We start from the raw sequence: 26,336 nt of genomic DNA on the forward strand, positions 1-26,336 counted from the left end.
CCTCTCCTTAGTCGATATTCAACTGCTGTTTGATAGCAGCAACGATAGACGCGGCAACTTGATCCTGAAATGAATCCTGAAACATAGCTGCTTCTTCGGATCGATTCGTCAAAAATCCGATTTCCAGCAAAAGCGAAGGCATTGTCGTATTTTTGACGACGTAGAAATTATTTTGTTTCACTTTGCGGTCCGGAAATTGTGTAGATTTCAACAATTGCTCGTGCATAATTTGTGCAAACGGTAAGCTTTGCTCGGTATAATAATAGGTTTCCACACCTGCAACAGACTCTTTTCCCGTAGAATTGCCATGAATAGCAACGAATAAGTCAGCCTTCATCTCATTGGCAAAAGATGCCCGATCGGCAAGCTCCACGAACGTATCATCATCTCGTGTCATGACCGGCTCGATTCTAGGCTCCTTCTCCAACAGCTTATACACCTTCGTTCCAAGAGCTAATACGAAGTCTTTCTCATAACGTTTCGTTATGGACACAGCTCCGGTATCCTTACCTCCATGTCCAGGATCAATGACGACCTTGAACTGCTCCTTAGCAGGAGAGAACGTCCATATCAACTGGTTCGGCGTCTTAGCAGAAGACAGTTTGAAATCTACTTTTTTAGATAAATCTATTATTATTCTAACGATAGACGATTCTTTTGAAAATAGCAAATATCGTATTTGAGAGACATTATTCTGATTACCCTTCACTGTACCTTCACCTTTATCGTTCACTTTCAAGGAAGGATCCAATTGACTATATGGAATATCGATTACAATCCGATTCGCTTCGGATAGCTTAGATACATTCGGCTTGCTCTCGGCACCTGTAGTTTTAACTATCAACTGCTCCCCTTCAAGGGAAATAGAGCGGATAGTCGTAACCGGCTCTTTCACTTTATCTCCTGGCTTCGTCTGCTGACCTTTTTGGTCTCCCCCTGCTTCGGTTTTCCCTGGTGTCGTGCTTGTTGAGCCTGTTTCTTTATTTGGAGATGTAGTGTCGTTCTTATCTTTATCCGGTTTATCAGCAGGCTTATCTGTACTTGCTCCATTTGAATCTGATGGTTTAACCGATGGTTTATCTGTTGGAGTCGTAGGCTGTTTACCTGAAGACGTGTTGTCTTCTTTCGAAGTCTCCGAAGCTGCTGCTCCTGTATTTCCCTCCTGCTTGCCCTCTTCCCCTGCGATCGGGGATGACACGTCTTCCTTGACATCTCCGTCTGTCTGAAACAAGAATACCGAACGTGTCAGCTCGTCCCAAGTCACTTTTACTCCCAACTGCTCACTGACAAAGCGCAATGGCAGCATGGTATTGCCATCTATAATTGCTGGTGCCGTTTCAAGTTTAACGCTCTTATTGTTGACTAGAGCATCCTGCTTGTCGATAAACAGCTGAATGCTCATCCCTGACTTGTCTACGGTGACTTTGCGATTTTTCCCGTCCCACTGAACTTTGGCTCCTGTGGATTCCGCAATGATCCGTACAGGTACAACAGTATTTTCTTTAATGATTCTGGGGGCCACCTCGGCAGCCAATTGCTTGCCGTTTAAATAAAGCTGGATTTGCGGCACCGCGGCAAAAGCCATCATCGGAAATACTAACAGTGAAACCAGCAAAAAAGAAATCAACGTAGTAACAACTCTCATTTTACACCTCAGATTATGTATTTGAATTTTGTAATGATGAATACTATTATGACATAAACTATCTCTTAATGGCGAAACTTACCAATATAATAGACTCAAAAAATACGAAAAAGTTGCGAAAAATGATAAGTTTCCCTCTCATCCGCCTCCATTTTCATAGATTATGCACCCTTTTTGAAAGCGTTTCAATTTTTAAGCAAAAAAAGCTCAAAGCGACAGGCTGACACCTGCTTGCTTCAAGCTCTTAAGTTTCAACTTATACGGGTTGTAATCGAGAATTCTCCAACAGCTCGCGGAATTGATCGCCCGATAGAACCTCTTCTTTGACCAAAATGTAGAGCGATTGTTCAAATACAATGCGATGCTGTTCAAGCAATTCGCGGGTTCTCAACGTTAGTTGTTCGAGAATAACCGCGTTTTCTCTCATCAGCTCTTCCTTCGTAACCATTTGTCGATCCATAATTCCTAAGCTAGTCAAGCCAGAATCCATCATCGTACGGACCAAATGCAGCGCCTGTTCGAAATCGTTACGCGAACCGGTACTGCGGCCGCCGTAGAACATTTCCTCTGCTACAGCTCCGCCCAGAGCAATAATAATCTGTTCTTCGAGCTGTTCTTTCGTATACAAATACTGATCCTGCTGCGGATTATGACGTACATAACCAAGAGCTTTCCCCCGTGGGCTTAAAGCTACTTGGGATACCGAGCCAGGACGAACCACTTCGGCTGCTATAGCATGTCCTAATTCATGGAGCGCAACACGATCACGTTCTTCTTTTGTGGACTCGCGATCTGTTTTTTCACCGATCATTACTTTATCCACTGCTTGGGACAAATGACTTTGACCGATAAGGAGCGCTTCCTCACGCATAGCGTAAATCGCCGCCTCATTCATCACACTTTCAAGCTGGGCTCCAGAAAATTGGAACGTTTCCTCTGCAACCAGCTCCAAATTCACTTCGGGTGCCAAAGGTTTATTTTTGCTGTGGATGTTCAAAATATGCATGCGGCCTTTTTTGTCTGGTAAATCCACTTCGATATGGCGATCAAACCGACCAGGACGAAGCAGGGCGCTATCAAGCATTTCTTTACGGTTTGTTGCTGCCATAATTAGAATACGTGGGCTTTCAGATGTGTGAATCCCATCCATTTCAGTTAACAACTGATTCAATGTCTGATCATATTCCCGATGCTGTCCCCCGTCCCTTTTGCCGCCTATAACATCAATTTCATCAATAAATACAATAGCACTATCTTTGTTTTCCTTTACTGCACGATTGCGTGCTTCTTTGAACATATCGCGGATTCGGCTAGCACCGACACCAACATACATCTCTACAAATTCACTACCAGCAGCAGCCATAAAAACAGAATTCGTATAATGTGCAGCTGCTTTTGCCAACAAAGTTTTACCTGTTCCAGGAGGTCCTTCGAGCAAAATCCCTTTTAAAGGACGAATACCAAGCTTCCGAATTTCTTCATGTTTAATAAGAAAATCCAGCGCTTCCTTCAACTCGGTCTTTGCACGCTGCTGACCACCGATATCGTCAAAGGTCAAATAGCTTGGAGCCTGCTGTCTACGCGATTTACCAGACCCGCCAAAGCCGGCACTGGCACTGCGCATTTGGTTCATATAGAAAATAGTACCTAAAATTACTGCCATGAACACTAACGGTAACGCATTAACACCGATAAAGAATAGAAAAATAATAACTACAGGTATGACACCTATAAATATTTCTTTATAAATTTTACTCATTCGGCCACACCCCCATTTTCTCTGGAGTACGAGGCAGCATCACAAATTTACTTTTGTCACCATCTGTCATCGTGATAAAGACAAACTTATCATTCATCTCGGTAGAAATCTTCATATTCGACGAGTTCTCAACACGCGATTGGAGTGTAGCAGGGATTTGTGCATAGTGCTTCGTTTCCATTGCCTGAGCCACATCAAACAAGGCAGATGACCACCATTGATCCAACTGCTGTGACGAATCATTCACTACTTTAAGCTTCAATTCTTTTTTTCCTAAAATGGCGGAGCCTTTGCTTTCGATATTGTCATATACCTCACGCAAGCTGGTAGATGGTTGAAGCTTCAGCTCGATTTCGGCATCATTAGTATTTATTCGAGTATTCACCAGTTCCACACCTGGCGTAGTTTCAACGATACTTGCCAACGGATTCTCCATTGCAAAGCTTTGATATGCAAACCAACCGCCAAATAACACGGTAGCAGAAATAGCAACACTCAATACTACTGGTAAGAGACGCAACTTCATAAGCCGACGTCCCCCTTTCTAAGTTGATATATCAAAAAGTATACGTTGAGTATATCACATGATATATCAAATAGTCCGATGTAATGTGTGGTAATGCTCCCTAAATTATTAAGTGAATGAAAAAAGAGGCCTCCGCTGGCTCATGGATTTGCTCCAAAAACCAGCGTCAGCCCCGCTTTTATTGAATACTTAAACGCCATGTATCCAAATAAGTACCTTCATTGAAAGAATAATAGTCGTAATAATACTTTTCACTTCCGGTTTCATCTGCCGGTAGCTTGTATAATACTTCCCATATCAACTTGCCGCCCAGAACTCCGGGCATCGTCCTTAATATATCTGCGTTCGCTTGTTTGGTGTGTACAAGGGTATTTACCTTATCTGCCGATACACCGTCCGCAGCCATTTGAGAATAAATTTCATCATCCCCAACCCAAACAATTACCTGTTGGCCGATCTTATCTTCTCCATAAATCACTGTATAAGATTTATCTCCAACGTACCGCTCCACTTTCACGGCTTTTGTTAACAACGTTTTTTGATAAGCCGTTTGTACTGCGCTTCGTTGAATTTTCCATTCATCCTCTTGTACCGCATTTATGAATCGGCCACCAAAAAACAAAATAAGGGCAACTGCAGCTATCGCAACAATTGTTATTTTGATTTTCATGGGGGAATCCTCCTACAAGCTCATACTAACTAAAGCTAATGGCATGAGCGTTACGTTATTCGCTAGTGAGTCGCTCAAAGCAGCGCTGCGCTTCGAACAGTACTTTTTCTTCATCCAATGTAAGACACTCACCATTCTTCACGATCAAATTTCCATCAACCCACACATCGGCCACGTCCTTAGCAGATGCAGAATAAACAACGTGTGAAATATAGTTGGTTTTCGGGAAAAAGTGTGGTTGATTCAAGTCCAAAGCAATGAAGTCAGCCTTCATTCCAGGTTGAAGTGCACCCACATCGTCAAGCCATATCGATTGAGCTCCATCTAGAGTTCCCATTCGAATAGCGGCTTCCGCTGGTACAGCAACCGGGTCGCCGGATACAGCTTTGTGAATCAGTGCCGCCAAGCGCATTTCCTCGAACATATCCAAGTTGTTATTGCTTGCTGCACCATCTGTACCAAGGGATACTTTTACACCTTGCTTCAATAATTCTGGTACTCGCGCTACTCCGCTAGCCAGCTTCAGGTTACTTCCCGGATTATGAGAAACACGGACATCGTATTTTTTCAATATTTGTATTTCATCATCTGTTAAGTGAACCGCATGTGCCACTAGAGCAGGTCTTGAAAATAAACCGAGTTTCTCCAAATGTGCAACAGGCCTTGCCCCATATTGATCCACGTTGTCTTGTACTTCTCGTGCAGTCTCTGACATATGAGTATGCAATGGAAGATTCAAATCATGAGCAGCTTGAACGATGCGTTCAATATAATCTGGAGGACAAGTATAAGGAGCATGAGGTGACATCATGGTTGTGATACGGCCTCCAGCTTTGCCATGCCAATCACGGGCGAATTGGGTTGCTTCCTGCAATTTGGCGTCCTGCACTTCCGGAGGACATAGTCCAATAACACCGCGAGTCAGACAAGCCCGCATGCCGCTCTCTTCAACAGCCAATGCAACTTCATTCATATGATCGTACATATCAACGAAAGTTGTCGTACCTCCTTTGAGCATTTCCAGGATCGACAGTTGAGTACCCCATTTTACATCGTGTGCTGTAAATTTTCCTTCAATTGGCCACATTTTTTCCTGAAGCCAGACTTGAAGAGCCAGATCGTCTCCATAGCCGCGAAGAAGGGACATGGCCGCGTGACAATGAGTATTAACAAGACCAGGCATATACAGCTTGTCCTTGCCATTGATTTGTTCGTCGTAGGTTTCGAGCGGTTGTGGTGCTTCTTCACCAATATATGTAATTTGATTGCCTTCCAAAACCATGCAACCTTGGATTACAGGCTTCTGATCGTTCATTGTTATAAATGTTCCGTTTGTAATAATCGTTTTTTTCATTATCACCGTATCCTTTCGAACAAATAGCATCAATCTTCACTGTACAACTTCACGGTATATAAATCAAGCTACCTTGTCCTTCCAGCTTAATGTGTCAACATAATAACAGATTCATGAACATATTCTGATTTGGATAAACTATGATTGCAAAGCATTAGTGTGTTGTGTTATTTTTATTTTTGTGTGAATTTTGTCGCTTTTTTCTACATAATTTGCGTTTTTTATATGAAGATTTCATTAAGATACATTTGAGGGAGGCTCTTTCATGCTTTTTGCTAAAAAGAACGACATCGATTTTTTGCTCTTGCTGATTAAAGCATCGGAGAACACACTACACGCGGCGCAAATATTCCGCAATGCCGTCATGGGAGATCAACCGCCAGCAGCATTCTGTCCTCAATTGAAAGACTTGGAGAACAAAGGGGATCAGATTACTCATCAAATCTTCAAAGGTTTGAACAAAGTATTTATTACTCCCTTGGAACGTGAAGATATCATGGAACTCGCTTCCAAAGTAGATGATGTTGTCGATGGTATTGAAGCGAGTATCGCCAGATTTGATTATTTGAACATAACAACTAGCGATAATTATATGAGGGAATTTTCCGCTGTACTTGTTGCTAGCTGCCAGCACATACTCGATGCCTTCAAGTTGCTATCCAAGAAGAAATACATGCAAATTACTGAACATACCGTACAAATCAACAGCTTGGAGAATGAAGCTGACCGTCTGATGCGAGAAGGCATTCGTGAAATTTTCATGAACCCGAAGGATCCTTACCATGATTTCAAATTGAAGGAGCTGTACGAGCGGCTCGAACAAACAACGGATGCCTGTGAGGACGTAGCGAATATTTTGGAAAGCGTCGTATTGCGTTATTCGTAAGCTGTTCGAACTCGGTAGGAGGTAATTATGTTAACCCTATTAATCATCATTGTTGCGCTAGCCCTTCTGTTTGACTTCATTAACGGCTTTCACGATACTGCCAACGCTATCGCAACGTCCATTTCAACCAAAGCGTTGTCACCTAAATTTGCTATATTTTATGCTGCTACTTTGAATTTCGTTGGAGCCATTTATTCTTCTGAAGTTGCCAAAACCGTTGGTGGTAAGGTAGCCAATCCTGCAACTATCGATAATGGAGTTCAAATTGTTATTGCAGCATTAATAACAGCCATCATTTGGAATCTTATTACATGGTATTATGCCATCCCTTCATCATCCTCCCATACGTTAATCGGTGCTTTGGCGGGTGCAGTCATTGCAGGAGCTGGTGCATCTTCCGTCAATTGGGCTGGTTTCAAAGAAATTATTATTATTTTAGTTGCCTCTCCTATCGTTGCGTTTGCAACTGGCTTCATCATTATGTGGATCATCCGACAGCTCATTTTTGCCAGTGGGAACCACTCCAGATCTAAACTGAATCGAATGTTCCGGATTTTTCAAATCTTTTCAGCAGGACTGCTGTCCTTATCCCACGGCGGTAATGATGCTCAAAAAGCAATGGGTATCATCGTATTCGGTATGGTTGCTTTAGGGTATCAAACGACCCTTGACGTTCCGTTATGGGTTAAATTATGTGCAGCAACAGCAATGGGATTAGGGACATCAATCGGCGGTTGGAAAATTATTAAAACGATGAGTAAAAAGCTTATCAAGATTGAACCTATTAACGGCTTTGCTTCCGACTTAAACTCATCTATCGTAATTCAAGTATCTACAGCCATGGGAATGCCTTTATCCACTACACATGTTATCTCCTCTTCCATTATCGGTACGGGTGCCGTCATGAGGTTTTATGATGTTAAGTGGGCAACCGTTACGAAAATGGTTATGACTTGGATTATTACCATTCCAATCAGTATGGTGCTATCCTTCTTAATTTACAAAATCGTATTTCATCTGACTACATAATAAAAAAAGCTACAAAAAAAGCCTACAGCTATGTAGGCTTTTTTAATTTCCGTTGTGATTATTAATCCAAATAATAGGCCAAGCTTTGAAGCTCCGTCGTAAAATCAGCATGATGTACGCGGATTTCATTCGGAACTTTAATAATTATCGGAGCAAAATTCAGGATAGCTTCCACACCAGCCTCCACGAATTTATTCGCGACATTCTGTGCTTCTGTTGCTGGCACTGTGATAATGCCTATACGAACATGCAGTGCTTGTATAGTCTCTTGCAGCTCATCCATAGGCTTAACCTTCAGATTGTTAATGGATTCGCCTATTTTTGACGTATGTGCGTCAAACACCGCAACGATTTTCATGTTGTCTTTTAAATAAGCATTATAATTGCACAGAGCTCGTCCCAAATTACCTGCACCTACAAGTGCTACGGGAATCACTTTATCGAGCTTTAAAATTTGACGTATTTTTTCGATTAAATATGCGACATCATATCCAATTCCCTTTTTACCGAACTCTCCGAAATAAGCGAGATCCTTACGGATCTGAGCAGGATTTAAATCAAGCTTTTGGCCCAAATCCTGCGAGGATACCGTATGAACACTTTTTTTACTCAATTCATTAAGAAACCGCAAATAAATCGGCAATCTACGAACTACCGCTTCAGATATTTTTAAAGTTTTCATGCACCGTTTTCCCCCATCCACTGCTTAATTCTTGAAACCAATTGATTGGTCGGCATGTGCTCGATTTTGGGGCCGGGCAGCGAGTACAAAAAGTACTTTCCATACGTCGTATCAATGACGCGAGTGTCATAAATGATAACAATGCCTTTATCATTGGCTGTACGAACCAATCTTCCAAAGCCTTGTTTGAAACGAATTACAGCCTGCGGTACAGATAGCTTCATGAAAGGATTTTGATTCAGCTTTTTTAGATTCTCCGTTTTCGCTTCCACTAGAGGATGATTAGGCGGTTGAAAAGGCAACCGGACTATCGCCAAACAAGTCAGCGCATCTCCAGGGATATCGACACCTTCCCAAAAGCTGCTCGTACCGAGCAATACGCTGGCCGGGTTATTTTGAAATAAACGTGTCAATTTACTGCGATTGCTGCTGTCCACACCTTGTCCCAGCACTTGAATGCCAAACGGGCTCAGAACGTCCTTCAAAGCGGCGTGAGTGAGCTTCAACATTCGGTTCGAGGTAAACAAGACAAGCATTCTTCCCTTAGTTTCCAATGCAACCTCAGCTAAAGATTGGGTCAAATGTTCTAGAAACTGCTTCTCACCCGAATTGCCGCGAATACTCGGAAAGTCTCTCGGTATCGCAACTAATGCCTGCTGCCGGTAATTGAACGGGGAAGGAAGCTGAACGGTTTTCAGCTTACTGTCGACTTCTTTAGTATCTAGTCCTAGCTGCTCGCAAGTATAATCAAAGGATTTGCCTACAGACAACGTGGCAGAAGTCAAAATAACGCTATCCTTCACATCAAAAAAATGCTGCTGAAGCATGGGACTTACATCTATTGGAACACACACCAATTGGAGCGACTTGCTTTTGTTAAATTGGCCTGCTTCTAACCAATATACATAATTATCATCCTTCATCGTCATGAAGAAATGCAGATTATCACGGTGTCTATACAGTTCTTTGACCGTCCCTGAAATATCGGTAACCATGCCTTGAAGGTCCAGCTCTTCCTGCATTTCTTTCATTTCCGAAAGCAATTTATCCAGTTTTTTAAGAACCTCAGTTGCGTTTAGAAATATGTTTTCCTCATGTACAAGCAGCTTGTCCCATACCGCAGGAGTATCGTCTTTCTTAATACGGTAGACTAGCTGGCCGCCTTCCATCTGGGAAGGATCTGAACGAGCAGCTAGCAGTTGATACAGCAGCTCTGCAAGCTCATCCCAATCTTCTTTAATCTTGACCAAAGTAGGAGTGATGCTGTCAATCGTCTCACACCAAGCCTGTGCTTTTTCCGAGGGCTCTCTTTGAAGTTTAGCATGAAGAGAAGACAGTTGTCCGCTTCGGCCATCTTTATATAGCCACCATAACGTATTCAAGAAAGAACCATAAAACAATTCTATGCCAAGATGCTTGCTGGCTACCTCTTCAAAGTGATGTGCTTCATCAATGACAAGGTGCTTATAACTTGGTAAAAGACGGTTTTCTGCTTTGGTATCTGTAAATAACATGGAGTGGTTTGTTATGATAACATCTGCCGTATTTGCTTCATGTTTGGCCCGATGATAAAAGCACTTCTTAAACCATGGACATGCTCTGTTTAAGCAAGAATCTGAATCGCTAGCTACCGAATGCCAGAACTGAACGCCTTTGTTGGCAAAATGAAGCTCTTCCTCATCCCCATTTTTCGTTTCACTTAGCCAAACCAGCATCTGTCCCGCGTTGATCCGATCTTCTTTTCCATTTTCAAAGTCCATCAGATTCATTTTATGTTCAAATTTGCGCAAGCACAAATAATGACTTCTGCCTTTCAAAACTGCCGCTCGAAAGCCTACAGGAAATAAACTGTGGAGCAAAGGAATATCCCTCTCGCGGATCTGCTCCTGCAAGTTAATTGTATGCGTGCTGACCAATACTTTCTTGTCCTTCTTTACTCCGTAGTACAAGGAGGGTATTAAGTAGCCGAGCGATTTACCGGTTCCCGTACCCGCTTCAACCATCAGATGCATGCCCTGTTCAAAAGCCAGCTCAACTTCTTCCAGCATTTTAACCTGCGCTTCTCTATCTTCATAAGACTCGAAACGGAGACGCAGCTGCTGCTTTAATTGCTCATAGAACTCAGAAAAATCATCAGGAATAGATAATAGTTCATCTTCTTCCCGAACAGGCTCTTCATCTCCCCAATCATTTACGTTAATTGCAAATTGGCGGAAATAACGTGCTGAATCTGTATCAACGGGAGAGAAGGTTTCTTTAAACATTCTCATCTCTTGAATAAACCAACCAAAATCCGTTGTTACTTCGTCAAAAATCATGGATAAACGCTGAAGTGCGAGTAACGGTAGTCCTTGAAAGCGCTCAATACAGCGCAGCCAAATAAGAGCCGTCACTTCCGCATCGCTATCTGCTTGATGAGGCCTCTCATGTACGATATTGAACGCATGGCATACCATCGAAAGCTGCAAGCTGGCTAACGAAGGAAACAGTACTCTCAGAGAGTCCATCGTGTCTAATACTTTACCGTCAAACGGAAAATAACCGTGCTCATCCAAAGCTCTTTGGAGAAAAGCCAGATCAAAAGCAATATTATGTCCGACAAGAACGGATTCTTGAAGTAAAGGTACTAGATGACTGATGACTGCATCGAGCTCAGGCGCATCCTTAACCATTTCATCGTCAATGCCCGTTAATGTTGTTATAGAAGAAGGTATACCTATCCCGGGATTAACCAGTGAAGTATACCTGTCCGTTATATGATCGTCTTGTATGATGACGAGACCTACCTGAATGATACGATCCGCAGGCTGACTCCCGGTCGTTTCAAAATCCAAAACCGCGAATTTCATTTACTTTATGTCAATCCCTTCATTCCCACTCTCTTCTTAGCATACCAATACTCTTGGGAAAAGGGAATAGTAAACTTATTCTCAGCTATCGATTTGGGTGTTGATAAAAATGGAGATGTCCTTTTCTTTCACTGCAAAGTCCCATCTCCACTAAAGGCTGCACGCTGGTCGGATCCGTCTGAAATGCGAGGTTAAAATATTCAAACGCTTTGTCCAAGTTTCGATGTTGTGCTTGAATACAACCCATCGCATTATAAGAAATAGCACGTATCTGGTTATTCTCTGTTAATTGAGAAGTGAATTGAAAATGGCTGTAGCTTTCAACAATATCTCCCTTACGCAAATAACTCATCGCCAAATAAATTCGAGCCAATGTAAAATCTGGATACTTGTTTACCATGCCGGAAAACTCTTGGATAGCCTCGTCATACATCAGGAGCTTATAGAAGCCTTGACCCCTCATAAATTCATCAGTACGCTTGCCACCTAATTCAGGATCCATGGTTTTAGATACTGCAGCTGCAGCAGCCTGATGATGCTGCTGGTGAAACAAGGCCAGCTTTTCCTCGAACAGCAGCCATTCTTCAATGAAAGTATCACTCATTGCCTTTAACACCCTTAGCTTCTCTTGAAGCTCTTTTTTCCTCGAACCTGTTGCGGCTGGGAACTGTGCTGTAATTTCATCAAGCATCTCATTCATGGAGGCAAATAAATGTTTGAACATGTACGCATCCCACCTTAAGCTGAGCATACCCTCATTTTTTGCCCCCACAGCGCTTTTCATTCGTTACATTACAGTGGAATGAATTTCTTCTTTAATAACGCTGATAACCTTATTATTTTCTCCCATTATTGCCACTTGAGGTTTATGATTGCGTGCTTCTTCATCTGTCAGCATAACGTAAGAAAGAATAATTACCGTATCTCCAACTTGAACCAATCTTGCAGCGGCTCCATTCAAACAGATGACGCCAGAGCCTCTAGGACCTGGAATAATGTATGTTTCAAGGCGCGCCCCATTGTTATTGTTGACGATTTGCACCTTTTCATTTGGCAGCATATCGATTAAATCGAGCAAATCTTCATCGATGGTGATACTTCCCACATAATTAAGATTGGCTTCTGTTACCGTAGCACGGTGAATTTTGGATTTAAGCATAGTTCTGAACATGGATGTGACCTCCTAAGAGTTTTGCGAAGCAAAACTGTCTTCATAAGCATAGACCTTGTTTCGCAATGCGAAACTGTCATCGTAAGCGTAAACTTTGTTTCGCGAAGCAAAACTGTCTTCGTAAGCATAGATTACCAGCGAATGATTGTATTATCAATGAGACGAGTTTTTCCAAATTTAACTGCAAGGGCAATAATAAATGCAGGAACGGACCGCAAATCGGTTACCTGCTCCAGCGAAGGATACGCTAAAATATCCGCATAATCAATTTCCGCTATAGAAGATTGAGCAATATGCCGCTTTACCGCTTCCTGAAGCTCTGCTGCTTGAAGGGAGCCCTCGTGCTCTTGAACAAACTTCTCAGCCATCTTCAATGCGGAAGACAACACCAAAGCCTGCTCCCGTTCCTCAGGCTGCAAGTAAACATTTCGGGAGCTTAAAGCAAGCCCGTCTTCTTCCCTAACAATTTTACATGGAACAATTTCTACTGGGTTATTCAAATCGTCCACCATTTGTTGAATAACAGCGATTTGTTGGGCATCCTTCATACCGAAGAACGCAAAATCTGGCTGAACGATATTAAATAATTTAGTAACCACTGTAGCAACTCCGTCAAAATGTCCGGGACGCGACGTACCACATAGACGTTCAGTTACTCCACTTACAGATACAATGGTTTTGGTCGGATTTGGATACATCTCTTGAACAGTGGGGAAAAATACGATATCCGTGCCAGTTGCTTTGGCAACAGCCAGGTCTCTCTCTTCATCCCTAGGATACCGAGACAAATCCTCATTAGGACCAAATTGAAGCGGATTGACGAAGATACTTAGTATAACCAGATCACATTGCTTACGAGCAGCTTCCAGCAAGCTGGCATGTCCTTGATGCAAATACCCCATAGTTGGAACGAAGCCTACTCGAAGCTCGCCGCGGGCATTTCTGGCTTCCTTAATTACTTGTCTAAGGTCTTTTATATGATGAATGATTTGCATAGGTTTACCCCCGTCTTATTTCTTGCTTCCATACAGAAATTCCGCTACTTCATCTTCCATTTGAAAAGAGTGTTCTTTTAAAGGAAATTGACGCTGTTTGACTTCATCCACATACTGCTTGATACCGTCTCGAATGATATTGCCAATGTTGGCGTATTCTTTAACAAATCGCTTTGGTACAATATCCGAACCATATCCTAACGCATCGTGGAACACCAATACCTGCCCATCACAGTGGGATCCTGCACCGATACCGATAGTGGGAATGGAGAGCTCTTTGCTAATATGAGCGGACAACTGATCCGTTACTAGCTCCAAGACAATGGCAAAAGCACCTGCTTGCTCTAAAGCCTTTGCATCTTCCAGCAGCTTTTGAGCTTGCGCTGAATTTTTGCCTTGAATTTTGTAGCCTCCGATTTGATGAATCGATTGTGGCGTTAATCCAATATGCCCCATGACTGGGATCCCCGATTGAGTTAATGTAGCGACAGCCTCGGCAATTTCCGCTCCACCTTCCATTTTCACCGCTTTGGCCGCTCCCTCTTGCATTAAACGAGCCGCGTTCCGGATGGTTTGGTCTATACTTCCATGATAAGTCATGAAGGACAAATCCGTAACGACAAAAGATGATTGAGCTGCTCTTGCTACTGCTCGAGAATGATAAATCATATCCTCAAGGGTGACCGGGATCGTCGAATCATAGCCCAATACTACATTACCCAAAGAATCTCCGACCAAAATAACATCAACGCCTGCTTCCTCCGCTAATTTGGCAGAAGGATAATCATACGCCGTGAGCATTGAGATCGGTACGCCATCATCTTTCATTTTTCTTAATTTTGCCGTTGTAATTGGTCTCCGTTTATCCATTTAAACCACACACCTTCCTTCAGCTTTTCGTGGATTACATTAGTATGAACAAAAAAACCTTTTAGCCTACGGGAGCTAAAAGGTTCACATGGCAAAAAAAATCATATGATCCTTCTGTCTCGGTCCATAAGGCTCAGAGCAGAATCCGACATATTCCAGATAAAGCTATGAAGTTGTAGCCTTGCCATTGTTCAATACAAGTGCAATTCACATGGATATCGCCTTGCATTAACATTATACCAGACTTTTCATATTTAGAATACACTTATTCGTCACATTTAATCAGCTACCGGGTTAGCGAATTGAATATCTCCAGAATACCACTGAGTCATACTTCCGTCTGGCAGACGAACAGTTAGAGCTCCAGAATCATCGATGCCCACTGCATATCCTTCTGAGACTCCCCGAGGTGTCTGGCATGTAATGGATCGATGCAGCGAGACGCTCAACGCTTCCCAGAGAAGCTTGATTGGCCCAAACCCTTGTTCGTGATACAAGGTATATACCAGCTCCAGCTCCCTTAGAAACTGGCATAAGATATCGGTTCTGTCCAGTTTTTTGCCTGCTTCAATCGACAAAGAAGTAGCTTTTGAACGCAATTCATCATCCGGGTAATCGTCTTGAGCTAAGTTTACACTTATTCCTATACCAGCAACGACATATTGTAAATTCTCATCTTCAGCGCTGGATTCTAACAAAATACCGCTAATCTTTTTTCCTTCAATTAAGAGATCGTTAGGCCATTTGATTCCGATGGATAACGAAGTTATCTGTCTAAGCGCGCGACATAACGCAACTGCTATAAGCAGTGTGAGTTGAGGTGTAAACTGTACTGGAATGCGTGGCTTCAATACCAGGCTCATCCAGAGACCTTTTCCTTTAGGAGAATGCCATCTCCGTCCCAAACGACCTCGGCCGGCAGTTTGAAGTTCAGCTATGACAAGTGTACCTTCCTCTGCTCCTTGTGTAATCAGTTCGCGAGCCACCGTTTGAGTGGAGTCCACTTCATCATAATAATGAATGCTTTTTCCCAGTGTGCTGGTCTCAAGACGCTGTAAAATTTCTTGTATATTCAGCTTCTCAGGTTTGGACATGAGCCGGTATCCTTTTCGTGAAACAGCTTCGAACTCGTAGCCCTCTTGCCTCAATCGCTCGATATGCTTCCAAATTGCCGTTCTGCTGCAGTTAAGCTTAGTGCTAAGCTCTTCACCTGAAAGGAATTGCTGTGGCCGTTCCTCAAACATTTGAATCAGTTGTTCGTTGATTGTCATTATTATCACATTCCTGCAGAGTAGTGGTCTTTATAGTAGTTCACAGCCCTATCAAGCAGTACTTCCTTTTCGTTGATAAGCATCCCTAGAGACGCTTCTCGCAGCAATTGCTGCAGTATGTTAGCAACCCAAGGACCCGCGGGTACTCCAATTCTGGCAATTAGCTCTCCGCCGCTGACATGAAGACCTGCGACCTTATCCACTGGCATTTCCTCTAACCATCGCAGCCCTTCTTTTGCATATAAAGCACCTACCTGAACCGACAGTCCTCTAAGCAGTGCAGCCCCAGGATCAAGTGATAAGATATGTGCCAATGCAAGCATTGACACTTTACCAAACTGAATTGCAGCAAGCTTCCATTGACGCTGCAGTTCAGACTCATCGATTTCGGTCAAATTATGGAGATTGCTTCCTATAATTGCTGCTGCAGCTATAGGAAGCCTCACTTCATCAATCTGCTGCTTGGAGAAAGTCAATACACGCAATTCTTCTTCAACTGCCCCAGCTTCGATTCCTAAAATGAAGTAAAGATATGCCCAGCGTTCCATCGGATGACTAAGCAGAGAAATATCATGAAGTTCCGTTATGCTTTCCATTCCTGCAATTTGCAAAGGAAACTTACTGTGCTGCAGTACTTTACTCGATGCTAACAGTTCTATAGCACGGTTAGGCGAAGCCCCTGCGATCATGCGTTCCAGTTCCATTCTAACGCGTTCCATTGCGATATGCTTAAGTAACGGGGCATGATCGCACAAAGCTATCCAGGTCTGCTCTTCCACGACTAGCTGATATTCAGCTGCAAAACGAACACAGCGCAGCATACGCAGCGCATCCTCCTGGAACCGCTCGCTAGCCTCACCCACGCATCGTAAAATAGCTTTTTGGATGTCTTCAGTACCATGAAACGGATCCAACAGCTTACCCTCATGGTCTAAGGCCATAGCATTCATTGTGAAATCTCTTCTGCGCAAATCCTCATACAAACTATCTATGTATTGAACCTCTGTAGGTCTTCTGTGATTTTCATAAATGTCTTCTTTACGGAAAGTAGTTACTTCATATGGCTGCCCATCGATTACAACGGTTACAGTGCCATGCTGAAGTCCTGTAGGTATTGTTCTCGCAAACAAACGCTCTACTCTCTCAGGAATAGCTGAAGTAGCAATATCGTAGTCCTTTACCGGTCTCTTCAACTGCTTATCTCGAACGCAGCCTCCGACCAAGTAAGCTTCATACCCGTTACCCATAAGCGTTTCAATAATCCTGAGAGCACCTTGCTCCAGCGAATCCTTCATGACGACCCCCGTCTTAACAATTCAATGGTTTCATCTTCAAATCATCCGGCAGCGGACGCTCTAACACTCGATAATAGATTTCCTCATACTGACGTGTAATGATATCGTTACAGAACGTGTAACGTGCTCTGTGAAGACACGCTTCTTTCATTCTTTCATATAAAGCTTGATCCGTTAACAAGGTCTTAATGTACTGGGACATCTGCTCGACATCCCCTATATCCGCCAGATATCCTGTTTCTCCGTGGGTAATCAATTCCGGAATGCCGCCTGCGTTGGATGCAACTGTGGGAACACCACATGCCATGGCTTCCAAAGCAACCAAACCGAAGCTTTCCTTCTCCGATGGAAGAAGCATGACATCCGATAAGGAGAGCAGCTGGGCTACATCATCTTGCTTGCCACAAAATGTAACTCGGTCCAACAATCCCCGTTCTTTTACTTTACAGAGAACTTTGGATAACTCTGGACCTTCACCAACGAAAAGCAGCCTTGACGGAACATCTCTGCTTACACGATCAAAGATTTCCACAACATCAGTTACCCGTTTGACAGGCCGGAAATTAGAAATATGTATTAATATTTTCTCATCTGGATGAGCAAACTCCTTACGGAGTGAGGCTACTTCACGTGGATAGTATACTCTTTTATCCACAAAATTGTATGCCAAATCAATCGGTTTATCGATTGAAAGTAGTTTTCGTGTTTCTTGAATCAGGTCTTGGGAAACGGCAGTTACAGCATCGCTTCTATTAATGGCATACCGTATCAGATCACTTAAGGACTCGTCTTGTGCTAAAACTGTAATATCAGTACCGTGCAATGTCGTTACTACTTTAATCCGATCATTAACCATTTGCTTGGCTAACAGAGCACAAACAGCGTGAGGAATCGCGTAATGCACATGCAGCAAATCGAGTTCTTGATGTTGGATGACCTGGGCCAGCTTGCTGGCCAAAGACAAATCGTATGGAGGATATTTGAATACGTAATAATCGTTTACTTCTACTTCATGATAAAATATATTTTTATCAAACTTCCCTAAACGGAAAGGCATACTATGAGTAATAAAATGAACCTCGTGGCCCTTTTCGGCAAGAAGCTTGCCGAGTTCGGTTGCAACAACACCGGAACCGCCCAGCGTAGGATAACAGGTTATGCCTATTTTTAACCGTTCTTTCACACGGCTCCCTCCCTTGCCTCTTCGTATTAAAATAGATTAACCATATAAGGTAACTTGGTAACAAAGCCTTCTGCATATGGGATCATTTTCTTTTGACCTAGCATACGATCCTTCGCTTCCACTCTTTCCAAATAGCCTTGATTTAACGGAGTTTGAACAAAGTCATTATTCACTCCAACTGCCTCGAATTGAGTGCGATATGCTCTTAATGCCTCCATCTTCTGCTCATGACAATCTGTAATGTCTACCAATAGGTCGGATTCCGCAACATCATTTATAAAATAAAAATAACATTGTTCCACCGTATGCGCAGGGGTATCTGTCTCATACCTCCGAAGCTTCGCGTTAAAAACTGCTTCCTGAACCAGTTTACTGCAAGCAATATGGTCAGGATGACGGTCTTCCCAATAAGGAGCAAATACGATTTTGGGCTTATGCTTACGTATTTCTCGGGTAATGGCCGCAATATTCTCAGGCCCGATCCACAAACCGCGATCCGGAAGTCCCAAATTGCTTCTCATAGAAAGCTTTAATACGTCCGACGCAGCGTTTGCCTCCTGTTGACGAAGTTCCACCGTACCGTTAGAGGACATCTCAGCATAGGTTAGATCGCAAATACCGACACGGTAGCCTGCAGCTGAATGCTTGTAGATTGTTCCGCCCATGCCAATCTCAGCATCGTCCGGATGTGCACCAAATATTAAAATATCCAATGGTTTTGTCATTCGTCGATACCCGGTTTATATTTATGTACGAGCTCTCTCCAGGCAAAGTCGCCGCGGTCGACCGCCTTCACTAATATTTCTGCGGTTGCGATATTCGTCGCCACAGGAATACCTTGAACATCACACAAGCGAAGTAAAGCAATAATATCCGGTTCATGAGGTTGTGCCATTAACGGATCTCGCAAGAAAATGATCAAGTCCATTTCGTTGGTTGCAACCATGGCTCCAATCTGTTGATCACCGCCAAGAGGACCTGACATGAAACGATGCACCTGCAGTTGCGTATTATCCATAATGCGAGTTCCCGTTGTTCCTGTTGCAAACAGCTCATGATGCTCGAATACCGCCTCATAAGCTGTAACAAAATTAACCATTTCATCTTTTTTTCTATCATGTGCAATCAAAGCAATTTTCAACGACATCTTTACCTGCTCCTTCGGATTACTTACAAAACAAGGACGTAGAACCCGCTTCCAAGCGGATTCCAAAGTCCTTTGTCCGTTCGTTTAATCTATAAAATGTTCAAAGCCATAAACCAAGCCTGTAAATTCCATTACTTTTTTAACCGCTACATTAACTCCCGGCATGTAACCAGCTCGATCATAAGAATCATGACGAATTTTCAATGTTTGGCCGAAGGCTCCGAATATAACCTCCTGCTGAGCGAATACACCTGGCAACCGCACACTATGTATTCTGAAGCCATTGTATAATCCGCCGCGTGCACCTTCAATGGTCTCTTCTTCTTTTGGATTCCCTTGACGAAGCTCCTGGCGATTTTGGGAAATCAGTTCAGCTGTTTTGACTGCGGTCCCTGAAGGAGCGTCCAGCTTCTGATCGCCATGATATTCAATTATTTCCAAATGAGGCATATATTTTGCAGCCTGTGCGGCAAATTTCATCATTAAAATAGCACCAATAGAGAAATTAGGTGCAATGATGCCCCCTATTCCTTGCTGCTTGCATTGCTCGTCCAAGTTTGCGATATCTTCAGGGGTAAATCCGGTAGTTCCCATGACAGGACGAACCTTATGGCGGATTGCCATCGCTGTATGCTGTGCTGCCGATTGAGGCGCCGTAAAGTCAACCAATACATCCGGTTTACCTTCAACTAATGCCAGCTCCAGATCATTACTCATGAAGATACCACATGGATCAAGACCTACTAGACGCCCTGCGTCCAATTGAGGATCTGAGGTTCTGCTTACAGCAGCTACCAGCTCCAATTCTGGATCCTGCAATACCATCTTTACAACCTCACGGCCCATTCTGCCGCTCGCTCCTGCTACTGCTACTCGAATTCGACTCATATCTGAATCTTTCCTTTCATTCACCGATGATAAATTTGCTGCTAAGATTGCATATAGTGTTTAAGTTTATTTCTGTATTGCTCCAAAAGCTCGATTCCAGCCTCATGCTGCGGGTCCAGCTTAAGCAGTTCCCTGATTGACTGTATAGCTTGGCTATATTCCTTCACTTGTGAATAAGCAATACCCAGCATTAAATAGGCCTCTGATGATAAGGAGTCCAAGGCCACGGCTTGCTTCAAGAGCGCTATCGCCATCCAAGTCTGAGCCCCGGAGTCATCTATATAATTCTCTGCTTTCAGAATGATTTCCTTTGCCCTCAAGTGTTGAAGGTGGTAATGAAAATGATCTTCCTCAGGATCCAATCTAATTGCCTGTGAAGCGTGCTCGATCGCTTTACTTAACTTATTGTTCCTTGCATAAGTAATAGACAATCTATAATGATAAGAGGCATTGTCCGGCTCCATTGCAATCGCCTGTTCAAACCATTCTACGGCAAGCTCAAAATCATGGTTTAGAATTGCCTCGTACGCTTTCTTGATCAGCTCTTTCCCATTCAACTGCCCCATCCTCCTTTTATTCAAAAGGTGATGGTACAGCATATGACTTTTACTCGCTATCTGTGTTAATTTTCGTCCATCTGTTCGCATCTCTTGTTTGGAATTTATGCATGATCTTATCGTGAGCTTCTGTAAGATCAATTCCAAGTGAATTAGCAAAACAAATGGTTATAAACATAATATCGCCGAGCTCCAATTCAATCGAATTGTCCTCTTCCGACAGTTTTTTCGGCTTTTCGCCAAATTGATGATTAACCTCACGTGCAAGTTCTCCTACTTCCTCACTCATACGGGCAAGCATGGAGAGAGGGCTGAAGTATCCTTCCTTGAATTGCGATATGTATTGATCTACTTCCTGCTGCAGCTCTTTCAATGAACGCTCTGCCATGTTCTCATCTTCACCAGCCTTGTCCTTGTAACTATAAACATACTACATATTGATCTCAATTACCATGTTATCGCAAAGATGTAGGGATGACAAATTTTTTTTTGCCAAAAGATAAGGTATACTAGATAAAATCTAACATTACGATAAAGAATTTTTATTTATTCTTTTTAAGGAGGCTGAATTTCGTAGTGTCAAACAATCTGTATGAAAAGCTAAAGAGCTTCTTGCTCATTATGCTGGGTACCGCGATATATGCATTTGGCTTACATTATTTCGTCATAGCCAATGAATTGATGGAAGGTGGCATCACAGGAATCGCGCTGCTCTTAAATTACATATTTCATTTCCCTCCTTCATTAACCACCCTGGTTATAAACATCCCCTTATTCTACTTAGGTTTAAAAGTACTCGGCAAACAAACAATGATCAATACAATAGTCGGAACCGTCTCCCTTTCCTTTTTTTTATGGATTATGGAGCAGCTGATTCATAGCGGATGGCTCGTTCCCTTTCGTTCCGAGCATGACTACTTTTTGGCTACTGCCTATGCTGGCCTAACATTGGGTGTTGGACTTGGGTTAGTATTTCGTTACGGAGGAACTACAGGGGGCTCAGATATTATCGCAACCATAGGGCGCAGGTATCTTGGGTGGAGTATGGGACAAGTGGTTCTAGCCTTCGACTGTTTAGTCATAGGATCAGCTTTCTTCTTCATTCCGAAAGAAAAAATATTGTACACCTTTGTGGTTGTTTTTATTACATCTAAGGTGATCGACATTATTATAGAAGGAGCATATGCCGCAAGATCTTTTACCATTATTACAGACCAGGCGGAGGAAATTGCAGCGAAAATAACGGAAACCATGGATCGCGGGGCAACTCTGATACCAGCAGTTGGAGCATTTTCCAAAACACATAAAAATATGGTCTACTGCGTTGTGTCTCGGCAAGAAATGAAAAGACTTAAAGACCTCGCCCGTTCTATCGATCCTCGCGCATTTATCATTATCAACGAGGTACACGATGTAGTTGGTGAAGGCTTTAAGCCGGAATAAATCGTTATAATTCATCTTTTTTTCTTACAAGTACCATGCCATTGTCCTTCTTGGCAAGACGCCAACCTGCGAAGCCAAGAGCGACAAGTATAACCGAACCTATGGCAAACGTCCACAAAATAGGATTTTTATCATCCACTACCGGGAGAAACGCTGTTGTATCCTTCTTTAAAAACAGCTTGTCAATAATCTGATGAAGCGATGGCAGCAAATTAGCGATAGGTTGGTAAGGTGCCTTCTCCGACTTGGCTTGTCCTGTTACAAAAGTGACCAGAGAATCCAGCTTCTCTACATCGGTTGGATCGCGGCTAATTAATAGACTGGGATGAATGATAGTAATATGCCGTTCAAATACTCCAACTGACTTTTGAATATCCGGCAGTTTTTCGTTTTTTGCAGCCTGCTCGATTCCGTTCAAGTCATCCTGCAGCAGCTTATAATACTGCAGCCACATAGGCTGTTCTGGATGCGATAATGCATCTGCAGCTAAACGTATTTGTGCAGCGGCCACTTGTCCTTCGTCAGGCGAATAGCGTACAGCATTAAACAGCCTTTTCCCTTGAGTTACCGATTCGGTCAGGGCATTTAAGCCTTCAAGCGTTGTAAGCCCTTCATAACGGATGGTCGTCACTAGATCGCTCAGCTGTTGTAGAACAGCTCGTCCACCTGTAATATCCCCCTGCATCACCTTTTTGTACATATCGTCTGCCGTTTGATTTAGCAGATCAACCCTTTCTAGTTGCTCCGCAGATGGTTTAGGATCGGAAGCTTCTTGCTTTGGCTTGTCCGCCTTAGCACATCCTGCCAGCAATTGAATACATAAGAACATAACTAGCATGAGGCCAATGCCTTTCCATGCACGTTTAAACAACATTGGACATCCCTCCTACCATCATCCTATGGAGGGATGTCCACATTTAGACCTCTCGTCTAGACAAAACTTGTCTAATCTTATACATAACAAATGCTACAATGATGCTTACAAAGCTAAGCTCAATCGTAAACGAAGCAACAGCTGAAAGATCATCCATCAACGTCTCAGGTAGCCAAGGAAAAACACCGACAACATAGTCCATATAATCATTCCACAGAACCCAACCGCCCACAAAAACAAGCGGCCATACTCGATAAGTGTACAACCGTAAATACAACAATGCTTCCGCTGCCATCCCAAGATGAGATATCGTAAGCATCCAATCCTGCCAGTTCACTTCACTCCCTTGGTACACACCCGCCCAGATCATAGAGACAGCCCAGATCCCGTATTTAAAGGAAGTAACAACTGCAAACGCTTCAACAAAACTGCGAAATGCACTGCGCTCAGGCTGTAAACTCCTACCCTTATATGAATCGACAAGTAGATAGACGAGAGTGCCTGTAAAAAACAAGCTTGCTGTAGGACTATCAGGTACAAATGGAATGTATGCTGCAGACATATTCTCAAGAGTAAAAGTCATCTGTTTCCAGTACCATTCATAACCGTAGACAGTACCCAAAAAATTGATCCAGAACAACGCCCAGAGCATGATTCGGCTTCCTAAGAAAGCCTTTGAAAAATAAGTGCGAATCGACAAGCTAAGCATTTCAGTTACCTCCCGCACGAGTACATTCATCTAAAAAGACCTGACCGCAAGCAACGGTCAGGTCTCTTTAACTATTCTTTCTTCTGCTTAGCTAACCATTCAGCCATTTTGTTGATGTCTGCGTCAGTCAAGCCTTTCTTGATGTTCTCATCATATTGAGCGGACATGTTGCCTTGCCCTTTTTTAATGATGTTCATAATCTCATCCTTGCTATGCTTGTCGCCGACACCGCGCAAAGCCGGAATTCCGGAGGAAGGCATACCTTTCAGTTCGCCTCCATGACAAGCTACGCAAGTTGCTTTTTTGTATATTTCAGCAGCTGGATCATCAGCAGCTACTACAGCTGCTGCAGCAGCAGGCTTCTTAGCTGCGCCTCCACCGCTCTCACCTTTGCCGGCATGCATTTCCTCTTCACGCTTAATGTGCTCAGGAACCATATTCTTTTCCTTCATTTCATGCTCATAGTGCGTCCAAGAAACAACCGTCAAATAAGTACAAGCAATTAAGGTTAAGATCATCAAAGAAGAAGCGATTGGACGTCTGTAGAAACGTCTCTCTTTACCCGTGTCCAAGAAAGGAGCTATCATCAAGCCACCGAACATGATAGCCGGAACAACGAGCGTACCCATAACAACGAATTGATCCGAAGTATACGGATATTTCAGCAATTGGTACATGAATAAGAAGTACCAGTCAGGCATTGGGATAAATTGTGTATTAGTCGGATCTGCCGGATAACCAAGCGGAGCCGGATCGGAAACAACTAACACCAAAATTCCAACCAGAACGACTACCCCTACCATCCACTCTTTCAATAGGAAGTTCGGGATGAACACTTCGGATTTTCCAGGAAATGAAGAGTAATCCGGTTGAACCAAATGGGAAGATTTTGCGCGTACGCGAGAATCTCCAACATAAACGATTTTTTCGTCAGACTTATGGCCGTGTGCCAATTTCGCCCCTCCTTACTTACTTCTTTTAGTGTCAGAAAGCCGTGCTGCACAAGATGCTACGTACTATGCTCCAGCTTTCCGCACGCAAGAAAAACCACCATGACAGCACAAGTGACCGACCTAAACGGACGATCTATGTACTGCGATATCTCATTAAAGCGGACCAGAAATCCCTTGCTTACGAATCATGAAGAAGTGTCCTGCCAACAATGCTAACAACACGCCTGGCAAGAAGAACACGTGCAATGCAAAGAATCTTGTCAAGGTCTGCGCTCCGACAATCTCGCCACCTTGTAAGAAGGTTTTGATATAATCGCCGATATAAGGTGCAGAAGCGGCAATTTTGATACCTACTTGTGTTGCGAAGTATGCTTTATTATCCCAAGGCAGCAGGTATCCAGTGAAGCCAAGACCCAACATAACAAAGAAGATAAGCACACCAACAACCCAGTTCATTTCGCGAGGCGCCTTATAGGAGCCTGTAAAGAACACGCGAAGCGTATGTAAGAACATCATTACGATAACCAAACTCGCTCCCCAGTGATGCATACCGCGCACAATAACGCCGAATGCTACTTTGTGCTGGAGATAGTCAACACTCGCATAAGCGTTGATAATATCCGGAACATAGTACATCGTCAAGAACATCCCGGACAATATTTGAATAACCGTAATAAAAAACGTCAATCCACCAAAGCAATAAACAAATGCGGAAAAATGGTGCGCCGGGTTTACGTGTTCAGGAACCTCGTGATCGGCCACATCTCTCCACATCGGCGTGATATCAAGACGTTCATCAATCCAGTTATACATAGTTTTAAACATCCGATGTTACGCCTCCTTATTTCACCCTTTTGTTAGGACCGAGTTGTCCTAAATAAACAAAGCCGTTCTCTACCTTGAGATCGTACTGATCCAAAGGCAATGGCGCAACAGCGAGGTTTTTACCATCTACTGTATAGTGTGCGCCGTGGCATGGACAAAAGTACTGATCCTTGTACTCCGGATTTGCGTTCCAGTTAACCGTACATCCAAGATGCTTACAGGTCGGATTCAATGCGAAGATATTGCCATCTTTATCCTTCGAAATCCAAGCTTCCAGTTCAACGTCGCTCTCATACCAGCCGTCAACCTGATGCACTTTGAATTTGAAGGATTTAGGTTCGTTCGCAACCTTAGAATCTTCAACTACTTTAACCCAAGCCGCTTGCGTTTTCGGTTGAAGGACCGGATCGACAGCAAATCGAAGCATAGGAACAATCATTCCGGCGCCCATGAAAGCCGAAGCACCACCAAGGGTATAGGACAGAAACTGTCTGCGGGACATCTCGCGACGTTTCACTGGTCTCTCTCCCTGATGTTGCGCATCATGGCTATTGTGCTCACTCATTCTCGTTCTACCCCCTTTTGCAACATATATCACGTCGTTCGACATAACTTTACACCACATACTAGGACATTACTAATAATAGCCTACGACTCTAGGTGCGTCAAGAATGTTAACTTCCATTTCGAGCCATCAATTCTTGTCCCAGCAGTAACATTTAACGAAATTGTCACATCTGTTCACAAAGCTCATT

Annotated in this window: 27 protein-coding genes; 3 read left to right on the forward strand and 24 right to left on the reverse strand. The window is 43.2% G+C overall.

The annotated features are described in order from the left end of the window. Positions 1 to 7: 7 nt before the first annotated feature. The 5 genes from BP97_RS0107965 to BP97_RS0107985 all read right to left on the reverse strand — a co-directional run bounded on the left by BP97_RS0107965 (position 8) and on the right by BP97_RS0107985 (position 5,954). Positions 8 to 1,645, reverse strand: coding sequence for an N-acetylmuramoyl-L-alanine amidase family protein (locus BP97_RS0107965; protein ID WP_028548619.1), 1,638 nt, complete (start codon positions 1,643 to 1,645; stop codon positions 8 to 10). Positions 1,646 to 1,901: 256 nt separating this feature from the next. Continuing rightward, positions 1,902 to 3,404 carry an AAA family ATPase gene (locus BP97_RS0107970; protein ID WP_028548620.1) on the reverse strand — a complete coding sequence of 501 codons (1,503 nt, stop codon included), beginning with the start codon at positions 3,402 to 3,404 and terminating at the stop codon, positions 1,902 to 1,904. Then, positions 3,397 to 3,930, reverse strand: coding sequence for a ubiquitin family protein (locus tag BP97_RS0107975; protein ID WP_028548621.1), 534 nt, complete (start codon positions 3,928 to 3,930; stop codon positions 3,397 to 3,399). Before BP97_RS0107975 ends, BP97_RS0107970 begins: the two co-directional genes overlap by 8 nt. Positions 3,931 to 4,108: 178 nt before the next feature. Further along, positions 4,109 to 4,600, reverse strand: a complete 492-nt coding sequence (locus tag BP97_RS0107980; RefSeq protein WP_036745641.1) for a cell wall elongation regulator TseB-like domain-containing protein — start codon at positions 4,598 to 4,600, stop codon at positions 4,109 to 4,111. Positions 4,601 to 4,655: 55 nt separating this feature from the next. Next, positions 4,656 to 5,954, reverse strand: coding sequence for an amidohydrolase (locus tag BP97_RS0107985; RefSeq protein ID WP_028548623.1), 1,299 nt, complete (start codon positions 5,952 to 5,954; stop codon positions 4,656 to 4,658). 265 nt (positions 5,955 to 6,219) lie between these two features. Here BP97_RS0107985 and BP97_RS0107990 point away from each other — a divergent pair, with 265 nt between their 5' ends. Next, positions 6,220 to 6,840, forward strand: coding sequence for a DUF47 domain-containing protein (locus BP97_RS0107990; RefSeq protein ID WP_028548624.1), 621 nt, complete (start codon positions 6,220 to 6,222; stop codon positions 6,838 to 6,840). 27 nt (positions 6,841 to 6,867) lie between these two features. After that, the gene (locus BP97_RS0107995; RefSeq protein WP_028548625.1) at positions 6,868 to 7,869 is read left to right on the forward strand and encodes an inorganic phosphate transporter; all 1,002 of its coding nucleotides are present in this window, start codon (positions 6,868 to 6,870) and stop codon (positions 7,867 to 7,869) included. A 61-nt stretch (positions 7,870 to 7,930) separates the two neighbouring features. Here BP97_RS0107995 and BP97_RS0108000 read toward each other — a convergent pair whose 3' ends face one another. The 14 genes from BP97_RS0108000 to BP97_RS0108065 all read right to left on the reverse strand — a co-directional run bounded on the left by BP97_RS0108000 (position 7,931) and on the right by BP97_RS0108065 (position 21,165). Continuing rightward, entirely contained in the window at positions 7,931 to 8,551 is a 621-nt protein-coding gene (locus BP97_RS0108000) for a redox-sensing transcriptional repressor Rex (RefSeq protein WP_028548626.1), read from the reverse strand. After that, positions 8,548 to 11,400, reverse strand: a complete 2,853-nt coding sequence (dinG, locus tag BP97_RS0108005) for an ATP-dependent DNA helicase DinG (protein WP_028548627.1) — start codon at positions 11,398 to 11,400, stop codon at positions 8,548 to 8,550. Before dinG ends, BP97_RS0108000 begins: the two co-directional genes overlap by 4 nt. Positions 11,401 to 11,485: 85 nt before the next feature. After that, entirely contained in the window at positions 11,486 to 12,124 is a 639-nt protein-coding gene (locus tag BP97_RS0108010) for a tetratricopeptide repeat protein (protein WP_028548628.1), read from the reverse strand. A gap of 63 nt (positions 12,125 to 12,187) precedes the next feature. After that, entirely contained in the window at positions 12,188 to 12,571 is a 384-nt protein-coding gene (gene panD / locus BP97_RS0108015; RefSeq protein WP_028548629.1) for an aspartate 1-decarboxylase, read from the reverse strand. Between the two features lie 131 nt (positions 12,572 to 12,702). Further along, entirely contained in the window at positions 12,703 to 13,566 is an 864-nt protein-coding gene (panC, locus tag BP97_RS0108020) for a pantoate--beta-alanine ligase (protein WP_028548630.1), read from the reverse strand. Positions 13,567 to 13,581: 15 nt separating this feature from the next. After that, positions 13,582 to 14,436, reverse strand: coding sequence for a 3-methyl-2-oxobutanoate hydroxymethyltransferase (panB, locus tag BP97_RS0108025; protein ID WP_028548631.1), 855 nt, complete (start codon positions 14,434 to 14,436; stop codon positions 13,582 to 13,584). Positions 14,437 to 14,714: 278 nt separating this feature from the next. Beyond that, complete coding sequence (locus BP97_RS0108030; protein WP_036745642.1) at positions 14,715 to 15,707, reverse strand: bifunctional biotin--[acetyl-CoA-carboxylase] synthetase/biotin operon repressor; 993 nt, start codon at positions 15,705 to 15,707, stop codon at positions 14,715 to 14,717. Between the two features lie 5 nt (positions 15,708 to 15,712). After that, positions 15,713 to 17,002, reverse strand: a complete 1,290-nt coding sequence (locus BP97_RS0108035; protein WP_028548633.1) for a CCA tRNA nucleotidyltransferase — start codon at positions 17,000 to 17,002, stop codon at positions 15,713 to 15,715. Positions 17,003 to 17,015: 13 nt separating this feature from the next. Next, positions 17,016 to 18,185, reverse strand: a complete 1,170-nt coding sequence (bshA, locus tag BP97_RS0108040; protein WP_028548634.1) for an N-acetyl-alpha-D-glucosaminyl L-malate synthase BshA — start codon at positions 18,183 to 18,185, stop codon at positions 17,016 to 17,018. Positions 18,186 to 18,211: 26 nt separating this feature from the next. Continuing rightward, positions 18,212 to 18,910: a bacillithiol biosynthesis deacetylase BshB1 gene (gene bshB1 / locus BP97_RS0108045; protein WP_028548635.1), complete on the reverse strand. Its 699-nt coding sequence runs from the start codon at positions 18,908 to 18,910 to the stop codon at positions 18,212 to 18,214. Then, entirely contained in the window at positions 18,907 to 19,332 is a 426-nt protein-coding gene (mgsA, locus tag BP97_RS0108050) for a methylglyoxal synthase (RefSeq protein ID WP_028548636.1), read from the reverse strand. Before mgsA ends, bshB1 begins: the two co-directional genes overlap by 4 nt. Before the next feature lie 84 nt (positions 19,333 to 19,416). Next, positions 19,417 to 20,220, reverse strand: coding sequence for a 4-hydroxy-tetrahydrodipicolinate reductase (gene dapB, locus BP97_RS0108055; RefSeq protein WP_028548637.1), 804 nt, complete (start codon positions 20,218 to 20,220; stop codon positions 19,417 to 19,419). A gap of 41 nt (positions 20,221 to 20,261) precedes the next feature. Further along, the gene (locus tag BP97_RS0108060) at positions 20,262 to 20,786 is read right to left on the reverse strand and encodes a tetratricopeptide repeat protein (protein ID WP_442952354.1); all 525 of its coding nucleotides are present in this window, start codon (positions 20,784 to 20,786) and stop codon (positions 20,262 to 20,264) included. Positions 20,787 to 20,826: 40 nt separating this feature from the next. Beyond that, positions 20,827 to 21,165 (reverse strand): nucleotide pyrophosphohydrolase, encoded by a 339-nt coding sequence (locus BP97_RS0108065; RefSeq protein ID WP_028548639.1) that lies wholly within the window; start codon positions 21,163 to 21,165, stop codon positions 20,827 to 20,829. Positions 21,166 to 21,398: 233 nt separating this feature from the next. Here BP97_RS0108065 and BP97_RS0108070 point away from each other — a divergent pair, with 233 nt between their 5' ends. Continuing rightward, the gene (locus tag BP97_RS0108070; RefSeq protein WP_051620470.1) at positions 21,399 to 22,220 is read left to right on the forward strand and encodes a YitT family protein; all 822 of its coding nucleotides are present in this window, start codon (positions 21,399 to 21,401) and stop codon (positions 22,218 to 22,220) included. Between the two features lie 4 nt (positions 22,221 to 22,224). Here the strand turns inward: BP97_RS0108070 and BP97_RS0108075 are convergent, their stop codons facing one another. From BP97_RS0108075 to BP97_RS0108095, 5 genes are all read right to left on the reverse strand, one after another. Next, entirely contained in the window at positions 22,225 to 23,094 is an 870-nt protein-coding gene (locus tag BP97_RS0108075) for a sporulation protein YpjB (protein ID WP_028548641.1), read from the reverse strand. 43 nt (positions 23,095 to 23,137) lie between these two features. Then, entirely contained in the window at positions 23,138 to 23,803 is a 666-nt protein-coding gene (locus BP97_RS0108080) for a DUF1405 domain-containing protein (protein WP_051620452.1), read from the reverse strand. A gap of 71 nt (positions 23,804 to 23,874) precedes the next feature. Continuing rightward, positions 23,875 to 24,756 (reverse strand): c-type cytochrome, encoded by an 882-nt coding sequence (locus BP97_RS0108085; RefSeq protein WP_028548643.1) that lies wholly within the window; start codon positions 24,754 to 24,756, stop codon positions 23,875 to 23,877. A gap of 153 nt (positions 24,757 to 24,909) precedes the next feature. After that, positions 24,910 to 25,581: a menaquinol-cytochrome c reductase cytochrome b subunit gene (gene qcrB / locus BP97_RS0108090; protein WP_028548644.1), complete on the reverse strand. Its 672-nt coding sequence runs from the start codon at positions 25,579 to 25,581 to the stop codon at positions 24,910 to 24,912. Positions 25,582 to 25,597: 16 nt separating this feature from the next. After that, positions 25,598 to 26,146, reverse strand: coding sequence for a Rieske (2Fe-2S) protein (locus BP97_RS0108095; RefSeq protein ID WP_028548645.1), 549 nt, complete (start codon positions 26,144 to 26,146; stop codon positions 25,598 to 25,600). Positions 26,147 to 26,336 lie beyond the last annotated feature (190 nt).

This window comes from Paenibacillus sp. UNC451MF (assembly GCF_000686845.1).
Taxonomy (GTDB): domain Bacteria; phylum Bacillota; class Bacilli; order Paenibacillales; family NBRC-103111; genus Paenibacillus_S.

Coding starts and splice junctions, on each gene's coding strand:
- BP97_RS0107980 (WP_036745641.1), bottom strand. CDS start 4,600: ATGAAAATCAAAATAACAATTGTTGCGATAGCTGCAGTTGCCCTTATT.
- BP97_RS0107975 (WP_028548621.1), bottom strand. CDS start 3,930: ATGAAGTTGCGTCTCTTACCAGTAGTATTGAGTGTTGCTATTTCTGCT.
- bshB1 (WP_028548635.1), bottom strand. CDS start 18,910: ATGACAAAACCATTGGATATTTTAATATTTGGTGCACATCCGGACGAT.
- BP97_RS0107970 (WP_028548620.1), bottom strand. CDS start 3,404: ATGAGTAAAATTTATAAAGAAATATTTATAGGTGTCATACCTGTAGTT.
- BP97_RS0107985 (WP_028548623.1), bottom strand. CDS start 5,954: ATGAAAAAAACGATTATTACAAACGGAACATTTATAACAATGAACGAT.
- BP97_RS0107995 (WP_028548625.1), top strand. CDS start 6,868: ATGTTAACCCTATTAATCATCATTGTTGCGCTAGCCCTTCTGTTTGAC.
- BP97_RS0107990 (WP_028548624.1), top strand. CDS start 6,220: ATGCTTTTTGCTAAAAAGAACGACATCGATTTTTTGCTCTTGCTGATT.
- panD (WP_028548629.1), bottom strand. CDS start 12,571: ATGTTCAGAACTATGCTTAAATCCAAAATTCACCGTGCTACGGTAACA.
- BP97_RS0108095 (WP_028548645.1), bottom strand. CDS start 26,146: ATGAGTGAGCACAATAGCCATGATGCGCAACATCAGGGAGAGAGACCA.
- BP97_RS0107965 (WP_028548619.1), bottom strand. CDS start 1,645: ATGAGAGTTGTTACTACGTTGATTTCTTTTTTGCTGGTTTCACTGTTA.
- BP97_RS0108080 (WP_051620452.1), bottom strand. CDS start 23,803: ATGCTTAGCTTGTCGATTCGCACTTATTTTTCAAAGGCTTTCTTAGGA.
- dinG (WP_028548627.1), bottom strand. CDS start 11,400: ATGAAATTCGCGGTTTTGGATTTTGAAACGACCGGGAGTCAGCCTGCG.
- qcrB (WP_028548644.1), bottom strand. CDS start 25,581: ATGTTTAAAACTATGTATAACTGGATTGATGAACGTCTTGATATCACG.
- panB (WP_028548631.1), bottom strand. CDS start 14,436: ATGGATAAACGGAGACCAATTACAACGGCAAAATTAAGAAAAATGAAA.
- BP97_RS0108075 (WP_028548641.1), bottom strand. CDS start 23,094: ATGTTGTTTAAACGTGCATGGAAAGGCATTGGCCTCATGCTAGTTATG.
- BP97_RS0108065 (WP_028548639.1), bottom strand. CDS start 21,165: ATGGCAGAGCGTTCATTGAAAGAGCTGCAGCAGGAAGTAGATCAATAC.
- mgsA (WP_028548636.1), bottom strand. CDS start 19,332: ATGTCGTTGAAAATTGCTTTGATTGCACATGATAGAAAAAAAGATGAA.
- BP97_RS0108035 (WP_028548633.1), bottom strand. CDS start 17,002: ATGAAGGATTCGCTGGAGCAAGGTGCTCTCAGGATTATTGAAACGCTT.
- BP97_RS0108030 (WP_036745642.1), bottom strand. CDS start 15,707: ATGACAATCAACGAACAACTGATTCAAATGTTTGAGGAACGGCCACAG.
- panC (WP_028548630.1), bottom strand. CDS start 13,566: ATGCAAATCATTCATCATATAAAAGACCTTAGACAAGTAATTAAGGAA.
- BP97_RS0108070 (WP_051620470.1), top strand. CDS start 21,399: ATGCTGGGTACCGCGATATATGCATTTGGCTTACATTATTTCGTCATA.
- dapB (WP_028548637.1), bottom strand. CDS start 20,220: ATGAGTCGAATTCGAGTAGCAGTAGCAGGAGCGAGCGGCAGAATGGGC.
- BP97_RS0108010 (WP_028548628.1), bottom strand. CDS start 12,124: ATGTTCAAACATTTATTTGCCTCCATGAATGAGATGCTTGATGAAATT.
- BP97_RS0108060 (WP_442952354.1), bottom strand. CDS start 20,786: ATGGGGCAGTTGAATGGGAAAGAGCTGATCAAGAAAGCGTACGAGGCA.
- BP97_RS0108000 (WP_028548626.1), bottom strand. CDS start 8,551: ATGAAAACTTTAAAAATATCTGAAGCGGTAGTTCGTAGATTGCCGATT.